This window comes from Peribacillus sp. FSL P2-0133 (assembly GCF_037975445.1).
Classification (GTDB): domain Bacteria; phylum Bacillota; class Bacilli; order Bacillales; family DSM-1321; genus Peribacillus; species Peribacillus simplex_E.
On record NZ_CP150254.1, the window covers coordinates 495,047 to 507,560 of the forward strand.

11 protein-coding genes and 1 riboswitch are annotated in these 12,514 nt (G+C 42.2%); of the genes, 4 read left to right on the forward strand and 7 right to left on the reverse strand.

The genetic code is table 11. The features are described 5' to 3' along the window. Window positions 1–31: 31 nt before the first annotated feature. From MKY17_RS02425 to MKY17_RS02435, 3 genes are all read right to left on the reverse strand, one after another. Complete coding sequence (locus MKY17_RS02425) at window positions 32–1,663, reverse strand: PAS domain-containing sensor histidine kinase (protein ID WP_098370394.1); 1,632 nt, start codon at window positions 1,661–1,663, stop codon at window positions 32–34. Window positions 1,664–1,777: 114 nt separating this feature from the next. Next, the gene (locus MKY17_RS02430; protein WP_098370395.1) at window positions 1,778–2,434 is read right to left on the reverse strand and encodes a VTT domain-containing protein; all 657 of its coding nucleotides are present in this window, start codon (window positions 2,432–2,434) and stop codon (window positions 1,778–1,780) included. 121 nt (window positions 2,435–2,555) lie between these two features. Next, entirely contained in the window at window positions 2,556–3,041 is a 486-nt protein-coding gene (locus tag MKY17_RS02435; RefSeq protein WP_076372803.1) for a QueT transporter family protein, read from the reverse strand. A gap of 6 nt (window positions 3,042–3,047) precedes the next feature. Then, a riboswitch (PreQ1 riboswitch) is annotated at window positions 3,048–3,092 on the reverse strand. A 170-nt stretch (window positions 3,093–3,262) separates the two neighbouring features. Between MKY17_RS02435 and MKY17_RS02440 the strand changes: the two genes are divergently transcribed. Then, window positions 3,263–3,784, forward strand: coding sequence for a YbaK/EbsC family protein (locus MKY17_RS02440; RefSeq protein ID WP_098370396.1), 522 nt, complete (start codon window positions 3,263–3,265; stop codon window positions 3,782–3,784). A gap of 131 nt (window positions 3,785–3,915) precedes the next feature. After that, window positions 3,916–4,728 (forward strand): hypothetical protein, encoded by an 813-nt coding sequence (locus tag MKY17_RS02445; protein ID WP_339201286.1) that lies wholly within the window; start codon window positions 3,916–3,918, stop codon window positions 4,726–4,728. A 75-nt stretch (window positions 4,729–4,803) separates the two neighbouring features. On the opposite strand, the gene MKY17_RS02450 is transcribed toward MKY17_RS02445, so the two are convergent. Further along, window positions 4,804–5,100, reverse strand: coding sequence for a DUF3892 domain-containing protein (locus MKY17_RS02450; RefSeq protein WP_098370398.1), 297 nt, complete (start codon window positions 5,098–5,100; stop codon window positions 4,804–4,806). A gap of 277 nt (window positions 5,101–5,377) precedes the next feature. On the opposite strand from MKY17_RS02450, the gene adhP reads away from it, so the two are divergent. After that, entirely contained in the window at window positions 5,378–6,391 is a 1,014-nt protein-coding gene (gene adhP, locus MKY17_RS02455) for an alcohol dehydrogenase AdhP (RefSeq protein ID WP_063235775.1), read from the forward strand. Window positions 6,392–6,434: 43 nt separating this feature from the next. Here the strand turns inward: adhP and MKY17_RS02460 are convergent, their stop codons facing one another. Genes MKY17_RS02460 through MKY17_RS02470 form a run of 3 tightly spaced genes read right to left on the reverse strand, consistent with a single transcriptional unit; the run spans window position 6,435 to window position 10,647 of the window. After that, window positions 6,435–7,865, reverse strand: a complete 1,431-nt coding sequence (locus tag MKY17_RS02460) for a sigma-54 dependent transcriptional regulator (RefSeq protein WP_339201288.1) — start codon at window positions 7,863–7,865, stop codon at window positions 6,435–6,437. A 4-nt stretch (window positions 7,866–7,869) separates the two neighbouring features. Beyond that, a complete protein-coding gene (locus tag MKY17_RS02465) occupies window positions 7,870–9,486 on the reverse strand; it encodes a sensor histidine kinase (protein ID WP_141992730.1) in 1,617 nt (538 codons plus the stop codon). Window positions 9,487–9,498: 12 nt separating this feature from the next. Beyond that, window positions 9,499–10,647, reverse strand: a complete 1,149-nt coding sequence (locus MKY17_RS02470; protein WP_098370634.1) for an iron-containing alcohol dehydrogenase — start codon at window positions 10,645–10,647, stop codon at window positions 9,499–9,501. 271 nt (window positions 10,648–10,918) lie between these two features. On the opposite strand from MKY17_RS02470, the gene MKY17_RS02475 reads away from it, so the two are divergent. Beyond that, a complete protein-coding gene (locus tag MKY17_RS02475; RefSeq protein ID WP_339201289.1) occupies window positions 10,919–12,322 on the forward strand; it encodes a M28 family peptidase in 1,404 nt (467 codons plus the stop codon). Window positions 12,323–12,514 lie beyond the last annotated feature (192 nt).

Consider the following 12,514-nt stretch of genomic DNA (forward strand, 5'->3'; position numbering starts at 1 on the left):
AAAAGGACAAGGTTTAGGCTTGTCCTCAGGTTTATATTTTTATGGGCAAAATGATTTGGACCTCGGTTCCTTGGTTTAGTTCGCTGTTAAAGCGGACCTTTCCCCGATGCGCCTCGATGATTCGGCAACTGACTGTCAGTCCTAATCCGGTTCCTTTTTCTTTAGAAGAATAGAAAGGCTCGCCAAGATGCTTTATCCGGTTTTTTTCAATTCCGCTTCCATTATCTTTGATGGTAATGGAAAGGTTATTGTCGATGCGTTCGAAATCAATCCAAATGTGATCGGCGGATGCCTCCATTGAATTCTTGAGCATGTTTATGAATACTTGTTTTAATTGGTTTCCCTCACATAATAGAAGCGGTATTTCGTTTTTAACAGATATTGATATTTGGGTGGGGTACGAGTCCGCCTCTGGTTTCAACAAGGTTTTGACATCATTCATCAGGTCGATGATTTGATGTTTGCTGAATGGAAGTTCCTGTGGTTTTGCCAGAACGAGTAACTCGCTTACTATAAGATTGATCCGGTCCAATTCACTTAACATGATCGTGTAGTATTGTTCATAGGGATGGTCGTTCTTTTTAAGCAGCTGGACGAAACCTTTTAAAGAAGTCAGAGGGTTTCGTACCTCGTGGGCCACACTTGCGGCAAGTTCGCCGACTATCGATAATTTTTCAGTTCTTCTTAAGCGTGCTTCGGTTTCCCGAATTTGAGTGACTTCTTTAGCATAAGTAATGATTCCGACTAAATCCTCCCCAACCATCATCGGGACAAACGAACAAGAAAGTAAGATGGACTTCCCGTACTTCGTCAGGAATTCTATATCTTTCCCTTTTTTTATCCCCTTTTGGTTTTCCATGACATATTGGCAAGATGTACGGATCAATTCCGCGTCTTCTGCTGAGAAGTTCAAATTAATGAATGAGGCTCCATGTATTTCTTCTTGTTGAAAGCCTGTTACCGTTTCAAACCTTGGATTTACGGTCGTGATCATTCCGTTTAAATCAAGCATCAGCATCGGATAAGGGTTGTGTTCAAACAATGATTTATAGCGTTGTTCACTATCGAATAATTGATTCTCCGCGACTACTCTTTCAGAAATATCCCTGCCGATGACTACTAAGCCTTTTCGTGAACCATCCTCATTGAACAGGGGAACTTTGATCGTATCAAAGGTCTTGTGATTGCCATCGGGAAGAGGGACGATTTCCTCACACCTTGTGATTTCCCCTTTTACCCACGTTTCTTCATCGGAAACTTCACAGTAAATCAACGACTCTTTATAAAATTCGGAGTATTCTGCGAGCTCACTGTCTCTTTTTCCCTTATAGTCTACATGCTCCAATTGAAATAATTGAAGGCCGAAGGTATTGGATTCAAGCCAACGGCCATCACCATCCTTGAAGTTAACGAAATCGACCATTGAATTGATGAGTGTACGCCGACGTTGTTCCGCTTCTTTTAATTGCTTGAATTCTTCCCTTTTAGCTAAATAAAGAAATAAAACCAAGCCTATTGATAAAAGGAAAACAAATCCTTCCGCTCTTTGAAGTTGAATGAAGACCTCTTTGTTTTGGATATTTGTAGTTAAAAAATAGTCGAACACGACTAGTGTAAGAATCCCGGATAGGATATATATTGCTAAGATGGAGCGTTTGGACATGGAGATTCTCCCTGATTTTAAGACATTTCTAAGGTAAAATTACATACACATTTTAACAAACTATCGGAAAAAAATATATGCAGAATCCTAAATAAAAAACAGGGGCCAAAGTGGTCACCTGTTTTTTCTGAAGAAGGTTTGTTTCTTTTTCTTTTTTGCACGCTTATAGATAATGAAAAATAGTAAGAAGAAGAGTGCGAGTGCTGCTAGCGTATATTGGTTCATTTCAACAGATAGCAGTCCATATGGAATGAGCGAAAGGAAGAAAAAGTATATAAGGTTGCCAAGTGACGTCGCTAATAAAAAATCCTTGAAAGTGACGGTGCTGACTCCAGCTACCAAGTTAATTAAGCTTGTTGGGATCAGAGGGAAAATCCTGCCTGTAAAAACGTACATGAAGCCATGCTCCACAACAGATTCTTGCCACTTTTCGCCAATCTTCTTTAAGAGAAACTCCTGAAACCAGTTTCTTGCTGCATAAAAAATGAAACCTGAGGCAACAACGCTTGTAAACCAACTCCATAGATATCCATATATGAATCCGAATATCGTGACATTGATAGTCAGGAGCAAAATCAAGGGAATGATTGTAAAAGAATTTTGTACAAACATTAATACGAATGTCACAATAAATGTAAGCAAAAGGTTTTCCTTCAAAATGCCAATAACAGAATCTAGATCACTTTTCCAAACCAAAGTGAATAACTCTGCATTAGAAAAAATAAATATTGCAATTACCAATAGACCGATTATGGTCAGGACTTTTTTCAAAGGGCCACCACCATTCTTACTAGTAGTTTATCATTTTCGAGTTCATTGGTGAAAAAAAAGAGCTGCCGCATCATGCAGACAGCTCTTTTCATTATAGTGGGTTCGCGACGAGAAGATTCCATTAAAGCCACTTTTCAAACTGAATTCTTTTGTTCATTCCATAAATGATTGGCGCTCCAATCAAGAGGACAACGAATTCACCGACAGCCGTGGTCATCCAGCTTAACCAGAATGGGAACCCCAGGGCAAGGTTCAGTTCAATTGCAATTAAAAACATTGTGAAAGTGAAAAAGATAATCGTGGCGATCATCCGTCCTTTAATGCCTTTTATGAACCGAGAAACAAAAATGACAAGCAATAAGGCGAGCAGAGATTGCCCCACCCCGAAAATCAAGTCATATGGCACCATCGGCGAAAATAGCAGATTCGATATGAAGACTCCGCCGACGATACCGTAGATATACTTTTTATTGAATACAATCAGATGATTCAATATTTCCGGTACACGAAATTGGAACATCTGAAATGATATTGGTTGGAACACCAATGAGACCGCCACATACAAGGCAGCCAATAACCCGCTTATCACGAGTGTACGAACATTCATTTTACTCTCTCCCTAGTTTTTTATCGTGGGATGGTTACGAACCACGTTTAGGCGTTTGCCCGATGTTTAATAGTATCCCATGTAAGCTTATTTCGTCAATTTGTAAAGAATGGTTTTAATTTATAAGTTTCCAAGCACGGGAAGTAGCTCAATTGGATTTTGATTTATTGCAATGAAGGATGATATTATTTCAATATGTACTTCAAAGGAGTGAATATAGTATGTCGATCGAGAGTGTCAAAAGCCATTTTAAACAATGGGATCGGGAAGGCGATGTAATGGAGTTCGAAACATCGAGTGCTACGGTGATTGAAGCAGCGGAAACCATCGGTGTTATCCCAGCGCGGATTGCTAAGACTCTTTCCTTTAAGGGGGAAGGTGAAAAAGCCATTTTGGTTGTTGCCGCAGGGGACGCGAAAGTGGATAATAAGAAATTTCGTCAGACGTTCGGTTTCAAGGCACGAATGCTTTCACCTGAAGAAGTGCTTGCACAGACCGGCCATGCGATCGGAGGAGTTTGCCCGTTTGGTCTGGCAAATGATCTAGCTGTTTTTCTTGATGTATCGATGAAACGCTTTGAGTCATTGTTCCCGGCATGCGGCAGTGCGAACTCTGCAATAGAACTTAAACTCGCTGAGTTGTTTGAATATTCAGGCGCGGAGGATTGGGTGGATGTTTGCAAAGGTTGGGAAGAGAAAGGGAATGAGGAAACGGCGGTAGGCAATGCAGTTGATGGCCTTTGATGGTTTCAAAAAATCCACATGAATGGAATTGAGTCCACTATGGTGGACTTTATTTTAGTGGCGACCGCATACATTTTCTATGATTTAAGCGGAAAATCGGGCAGAAAGTGTTCCTGAGCGGAGGTTGAAAGATGTTAAATGAAAGCAAAAGAAAAAGCAATAACAGCTATCTTAGTCTTAAAACTCTTTATGAAGAGAATATAACGGTTAAGAGCATTGCCCAGGAGCTTGAGTTTTGCCATAAAAACGATCTGGCGGTGGATATCCATAAAGCATTGGAAAAAAAGAATTTTGATATATTGGCAGTGCAAGATCAGGGGGAAATCATCGGGTATATCGAAAGGGAGGAACTCGGTGAAGGAAGCATCTCTGAATATTTGAGAAACTTTTCACCAAGGGAAATGGTTTCGGATTCAACCCCTTTGATCCAGCTTCTCCAGATTTTCAAGAATAAAACAAGGGTGTTCGTATTAGAGAATAATTCGATTAAAAAGTTGATTACCCATGCCGACCTTCAAAAGCCTCCGATCAGGATGCTGATATTCGGATACATTACTTTATTGGAAATGAGGATGAGCGATATCATCCAGGATAGATTCGGCGATGGCAGCTGGTATCCAATGATCAGCGAAGACCGTTTAGAAAAGGCAACCGAATTATATAGAAGGAGAATCGATAAAAACGAGGATATCAATATAATAGAGTGCCTGCAAATCAGTGATAAATTCGATATCATACATAAAGATAGAGATTTGAGGCGCTTCTTCCAAATCCCTTCGAAAAGTAAAGGGAAGAAGGATGCGAATGCCATCCGGAAGTTACGGGATAAGATTTCCCATGCTAATGAATTGGGTCTGGACATGTCATGGATGGAAATCATCGAGGTTGTCGAGTCCTGTGGCCGACTGCTCGAAATCTCTGAATCTTATCAGTATGAAAAATAAGATCCGGCTAATCATGCTGGTTCTTTTTTAACGCATCCAAACAGAAAAAACTGCCCATATCAGGCAGTCTCCCCCTCAAAACTCCGGCAGTTGGTCCAGGTTATTTTCTTTTATTCCATCGGGCTCACTCCGCAATATGTCACGTCCATATTTATGAAAGACGTCAACATTTGCCAGGATGCCTGCTTTGGCTTCTGAAAGGGCAGTGGGGTAGTCGAGTTCGCGGCCGGAGTTCGTCTTGATGGCGATAATATTGTCCTCCTCATTTTTCCTTACGGCGATGATTTCTTCTTTTCCTGCTGCATCAAGTTGGTTTGCTTGCGGTGTTCCCTGCTGTTTATATGATTCATAGGCTTTTTCAAATTGGTCCATGTTTTGGACACCTCCTATTTATAGGGTGAGCTATTTTTTCTGCAATATACAAACCGGATTTCGTCCAACTTGAGCCGTTAATTCGTCTAAATGGGCCGATTTTTCGGCACTTTTTTTAAGTGAACGCTGTCGTCTTGGCCTTTTTGCAGTGGCATGGCACTTGCATTTTGTTTAAGTAGTAGTAAGAAATAATATCCACTAGATTAAGGGAGGAAAATGAATCATGAATGTAAAACAAGGGGCAAGCACTGTAAATGCAAAACAACAGGTCAAGACAATGAAAGCAGCGGTCGTCAATGAATTTAACCAAAAACTTGAGATCAAAGAAGTACCCATCCCAGAATTGGAATATGGTGAGATATTAGTGAAAATTAAAGCCTGTGGCGTGTGTCATACCGATTTACATGCGGTACATGGTGATTGGCCGGTAAAACCCAAGCTTCCGCTTATCCCCGGACATGAGGGTGTAGGCATTATAGAAAAGGTGGCAGAAGGCGTAACTTCCTTGAAAGTAGGTGACCGTGTTGGGATCCCATGGCTTTATTCGGCCTGTGGCGATTGTGAATATTGTCTGACCGGAAGGGAAACGCTTTGCTTGGATCAATTGAATGCAGGATATTCCGTGGACGGCGGGTATGCGGAATATTGTAAAGCACCTGCCAAATATGTGGTAAAGGTTCCTGAAGGGCTTGACTTTGCGGAGGTTTCACCAATTTTCTGTGCAGGTGTAACGACCTATAAAGCTCTTAAAGTATCGGAAGCAAAACCTGGTGATTGGGTAGCTGTTTATGGAATTGGCGGATTGGGACATGTTGCTCTGCAATACGCAAAAGCGATGGGCTTTAATGTGATTGCTGTCGATATTCAAGATGATAAGCTTGATCTGGCAACGGAACTTGGGGCGGATTACACGGTTAATGGACTGAAGACCGATCCTGTACAGGCTATAAAGGATAAGGTTGGCGGTGTGCAGGCATCCATTTCTGTAGCGGTTACGAAAAAAGCTTTCGAACAGGCTTACAGTTCAGTCAAGAGGGGCGGGACACTTGTCGTAGTCGGATTGCCGAATGATGAACTTCCAATCCCGATTTTTGATACAGTACTAAATGGGGTAACTGTAAAAGGGTCAATCGTCGGCACGAGAAAAGATTTACAGGAAGCTGTTCAATTTGCGGCTGAGGGTAAAGTCAGAACGAATATAGAGACGAGGAAACTTGATGAAATAAATGATGTGTTTTCAATGATGGAAAAGGGGGAAATCAACGGACGCATCGTATTGACGCTAGAATAGGAACAGAGGGAGGAAGCCCTGGAACGGGGCATCCTCCTTTTTATTATGTCTGGTTCTTCTCATTTAATATATAACGTAATTTCCTTATGGATATCTGCAAGCGTTTGGCTGCTTCATTCCGGTTGCCGTAGGTTTTTTGCAGTGCCTGCATGACGAGCTCCTTTCCAATTGTCGATTGAAGCTGTTTGATTTCCGTAAGTACTTCTTCAAGCATCAGTTCATCCTTCTCATTAAAGTCAGCCACTAGCCTTTTTCGCCATTCTTCAAGAAGGTTTTCAGTTGACTGAGTCTCATTAGTGGACACGTTTTTGTCAGGGGTGATCTGGCTGTTAGACAGAGAGATATCATTGGCGGATATTACCGACTTATGGTCTGCGAGAGTTAGTGTGCGCATGACCACATTAGATAGTTCGCGTATGTTGCCTGGCCAGTTGTATTGCTGTAATTTTTCAATGGCTTCATTGGAAAAAGAGATATCTCCATGGCCATTCCTCTCAATCAAGTGACGGACAAGCAAGGGAATATCCTCTTTTCGGTTCCTTAAAGGCGGGATATCGAGAGTCACGACGTTCAGCCGGTAAAATAGGTCTTCCCGGAATTTATTTTTGTCCACTGCCTGCTGCAGGTTTTCATTGGAGGCCGCCACTAACCGGGCGTTCGTCCGTAATGTCCCGCTGCTGCCAACCCGCATGAATTCCCGCGTTTCCAAAACTCGAAGCAATTTGACTTGGATGGCGGGACTCGCATCCGCAATTTCATCAAGAAAAAGCGTCCCGTTCCCGGCAATTTCGAAAAAACCCTTTCGCAGCTGGGTCGCTCCGGTGAAAGCACCCTTTTCATGACCGAATAATTCGCTTTCAAGCAGGGATTCAGAGATCGCTCCACAATTGATGCCGATAAAAGGTTCATGGTTTCGGGGGCTGGCAATGTGAATGAAGCGTGAAAGCACTTCTTTACCGCTTCCGGTTTCTCCTTCGATTAATACATTGACGGATTTTTGAGCCACCTTGAAAGCCATTTCAATCAAATTCTTCATTAAAGGACTTTCGCCGACAATGAGTCCTGAATCCTCGGCAAGTTTATGGATGAAATGCTGATTCAAATCTTCATTTTCATTCAAAAGGTTGTCAATCTGCCTTTCCAGTACTTCAATATCTACAAAGGGTTTTTCCATATAATCACTCGCGCCAAGTTTCATTGCATCAACAGCGGTCTTGACGGTGCTGTATCCGGTCATGATCAGTACCTTGCAACGCGGCTGCATCTGTTTTAGATGCTGCAGGAGGGAAAGTCCATCACAATCCGGAAGCTTCAGGTCTATCATTGCGACATCAAAACGCTGCTGATTCCAATCGATCTCATGAAAATCCTTCCCGCTATTCACAACTTGTACGAGATAACCTTTCATCGTAAAAAGGCGGGAAAGAAAAGTCCCAACCTCTTTCTCATCGTCTACCACAAGTAAATGAACCACATTATCATCCCCTTTCTTCTTCTGCTTGTAAGGGAAGCCTCAGGAAAAAAGTGCTTCCTTGTCCTGGTGTGCTCAAAACGTCGATCTTCCCACCATGATCTTTGGCGATGCCAAGGCTTACAGACAGCCCCAAGCCGGTACCTTTTTCACGGTCTTTAGTCGTATGGAAGGGATGGAAAATGAAGGGCAGGCGTTCTTTTTCTATCCCCGTTCCGTTATCAGTCACCCGAACCACCATGAACTTGTTTTCTGAGTAGGTAGTGATCGCAATAGATTTTTCCGTTTGGGCGGACTCATCCAATGCGTCCTTGGCATTCAATAGCAAGTTGATGATGATCTGTTCTATTTGCGGCTGGCTGCCCTTTATGAAAGGAAGGTCTTCCTGAAGGGTAAGATGGAGGGAGATTTGCTTCTTCCCAAGTTGGAACTTCAAAAGGTTCAAAACCTGGTGAATGGCTTCGTTAATAGAGTAATAGTGGAATCTATACTCATCCTGCCTTGAAAAGGTAAGCAGGCTTTTCACTATTTGCCTGCATCGGTCTCCGCAAATCTTAATATCGTTTAACAGCATATGATCCAGATTATCCTGTGGGGTTTTACGTAATAAAATTTGCGAGTTACCAAGAATGGCCGTTAATGGGCTATTCAATTCATGGGCAATCCCAGCTGCCATTTCACCAATCGCCCCAAGTTTACCGGCATGTAATAGCTGGACTTCCATCTGTCTTCTTTCGGTGACATTTTTATAATAAGCAATGACCCCATATACTTGATGCTCCTTATTCTGAATCGGGTAGGCATGCATTTCCAGGATGGTATCATGCTGAAGGAGAATTTCCTGAAACCCTGGCTTATTAAATGAAAAGGTATCTTGAATCAGATTTTTGGATTTTTCAATTAAAGGAATCTGGTCGGAAAAGTCCCTGGCTGAATCATTGGATTGATAGACCGCTCCTTTGTGATCAAAGACGATGATCATGTCTTCAACTGCCTTGAATGTATCCTCCCACTCCTGTTTGGAATGAAGAACTTCCTTATAAAGCTGGGCATTCTCCAAAGTTAACGCAAGCTGATTGGATAGTTGTTCAAGAAATTCGAGTTCATCTTTATGCCATGTTTTCTTTTTCTTCCTGCCAAACGTCCAAATTCCGATTTTTTTACTTTTTCCGTATAAAGGGACCAATAGAAGTGATTCGATCTCAAGGGATAATAGACGTTCCTTTTCTCGGAAGTCCGGTAACTGTTTAACTTCCACCTGAATCGGCTGTTTTTCTTTCAAGGCGGACGAGAAATCCTGAAAAGGGTGTAACAAGTTTTTGGCATCCATTTCAAGTTCACAGTGACCATTAGGGCAGATATGAAGCAGGGCAGGTTCTTCCTCATACAATATGACAAAATGACTGTCATCGAATGTAATGAGCTGCTTAAGTTTTGAAATAACATTTCGGAGAATCTCTTGGATGTCGATGTCCATATTCATATTTTTAGTGATGTCATTCATGATTTCAAGCTGCATATTCTTCTTCTTCAGTTGATCCACGGTTTTCTTAAGTTCCGTGTAATACGTTTTCTTTGAAGATTTCACACCTGTCATTAAATCTATCAATTCAAGTTTGTTCATGCTTTTCACCTCTTAAAGGGCTGTAAGAAGCAGCTGATTAATCTGTTCTAATGACATATCACGAGGATTTGTGATCATGCAGGCATCCTCAAGAGCGGTCATCCCTATGGGGTCTATCATTTCTTGCGTAATGCCGACATCACTTAAACTCTTGGGAGCTCCAATATCCTGGGATAATTCCCTTACGAAGTGTATGGCTGCCATTCCTGCTTGCTGCTCTGTCAATGCCCGTGTATCGATGCCCATGATGTCTGCAATCTCGCTGAATCGCCTTGGTGAGGCAATTCGATTGAAATCCATGACATGGGGAAGGAGTATCGCATTGATTTCACCATGCGGAAGGAGGTATTTGCCGCCTAAGGCATGTGAAATGGCATGGGCAGCTCCCAAAATGGCGTTGGAAAAAGCCAGTCCAGCCTGCAGGCTCGCCATTGCCATCGCTTTTTTTGCTTCCTCATTATGCCTGGATGCAACAGAGGGGCGTAAGTGGCGGGAAACGATGAAAAGCGCGTTTTTGGCTTGTACATCTGTCAAAGGCGTCGCTGCGATTGAAACATAGGATTCAATGGCGTGGGTTAAAACATCCATTCCCGTAGCTGCGGTCAAATCTGGTCCCAAGGTGGTTAAGGTACCAGGGTCGACTATTGCAATATCGGGGACAAGTGATTTTGAAATGATCGTCATTTTTTTCTCGCGGAATGAATCGACGATCACAGAAAACTGAGATACTTCCGAACCCGATCCTGCAGTGGTCATGATCATCACCATGGGTGGGAGGGGTGAGTGGACTTTATCAACACCTTCATAATCACTGATGATGCCGCCATTCGTTACTAAAAGGGCTACCCCTTTGGCGACATCCAAAGCACTGCCTCCTCCCAAACCGATGATGGCATCACATTCTTGTTCTTTAAATGCCAAACAGCCGGCTTCGATCTCCCTGTCCTTCGGATTGGTCGTCATTTCAATGAAGGTAGCAAAAGCAAGGCCTGCATCTTGGCAGGATTTAATGACTTTATCTAACCAGCCAGCATTGGCAACCCCGGAGTCGCTGACTATCAGCGCCTTTTTGGCACCCAACCGCAAGCAGGCCTCGCCAGCTTGTTCAATCGAACCTTTTCCAAAAATAACTTCCGGCATCACGAATTTAGTTATCGACATTTTTGCGCCTTCTCCCTGTAAAAATTCTATCTCTTCTGTATTATTTTCCCGAAAAAGAGCGAAAATCCTGTTTGGATTCCAGGTATTTTTATATAATATGACAAAATATAGAATGATAGATAACTTTTGGAGCAGGTCAAATTTCCTGTTAATTTCTTTAATTTGTAAATTCGTTACTTTAGATCTGTATGAATAGGGATAAACCTACCTAGTTAGTATTCTTTATGTATTGTAAAATTATGGGGGAATCTATTAAACTGGGAGGCAATCTATGAAAAAACAATTTTTATCGGTAACCTTAATCGCAGCATTGACACTCGGGACAGCCGGGACAACCACCGCTTTAGCAACGCCACATTCATCGCCGGTGCTATCTGCACCATCCACGGACAAGCAAGTCATTAAAAAAATCGATGCCGATAAAATCTACAAGAATATTGAATACCTCTCACAAACACCTCGGGTGGCGGGTACGGATTCTGAGTATAAAGCCGTCCAATTCATCAAAAAGCAATTCAAATCTTATGGATATAAAGCCGATATCGAAGAGTTCAATTTTTTATCTTATACAGACCCAAATCTGGTCGAACTGTCCGTTGCCGGATTTGATGGGGAAATCCAAGCGAGCCATTTAACCTATTCAGTTAATGGGGACCTATCCGGTGAAGTTGTATATGCCGGTTTAGGAACGAAAGAAGAGCTAGAGGAAACCGACGTTTCAGGGAAGATTGCCCTTATACAAAGAGGGAGCCTCACTTTTGCAGAGAAAGTATTGAATGCAGCAGAAAAAGGGGCAGCGGGAGTCATCCTATTCAATAATGCAGATGGGGAATTAAACGGGACACTCGGAGAGGATAATGACAAGTATATTCCATCTGTCACGATAACCAAAAAGGATGGAGAAGCCCTGCTGGAAAAATTGAATGCCGGAGTTAAATTGACAGCATCATTAAAAATCGAAGGAGCTTATTCCGAAGAAAAAACCTCTTATAATGTAGTGGCAACGAAAAAAGCAACAAAGAACAATAAAGCAAAAAAGAGCGATATTATTTATATTACTGGACATCATGATTCCGTAGCAGGAGCACCCGGAGCGAATGATGATGCATCAGGAACATCCGTCACCCTTGAACTTGCGCGTGTTCTGAAGAATCTTCCTACAGATACGGAAATTCGCTTCGTCACCTTTGGAGCCGAGGAAAATGGATTGCTAGGTTCACAGCATTATGTGAACAACCTTTCTGATGATGATATCAAGCGGACCATTGCCAACTTCAATCTCGATATGGTGGGAAGCAGGGATGCCGGAGATTTGGTCATTTTGACTAATGATGGAGAAATGAACCTTGTAACCGAGCTGGCCCAGGCATCAAGTACAAGACTGAATGGCGAGCCGACTCCATATGGACAAGGCGGGAGAAGTGACCATGTATCCTTTGCTGAGGCTGGGATTCCCGCTGCTTTATTCATCCATAGTCCATCAGAGCCTTGGTATCATACTCCTGATGATACCATTGATAAAATCTCAAAAGAAAAGCTTCAAGATGTTGCTGAAATTGTCGGCACCGCCGTCTATGATCAAGCTAAAATCGAAGCTAAAAACCTTGATCCAAATCATAAAAAAGGGAAAAAGGTGAAAGTTCCGCATTTATTTGACGAAAAGGAATTCAAATAAAGCAGTAAATATTTAGAGGGTGCAGCTTGCACCCTCTCTTTGTGTTTAAAAATGGAAAACTAGGGGTAAAAGGTCCAATCTGGAAATCGTGCCTATGGGATGAATTCCCTAAATACCTAGCATAAATAGCTTATTTATCCCTATTTAACTCTAAGACTATAATCCTTATAATAAAAAATATGAAAAATATGA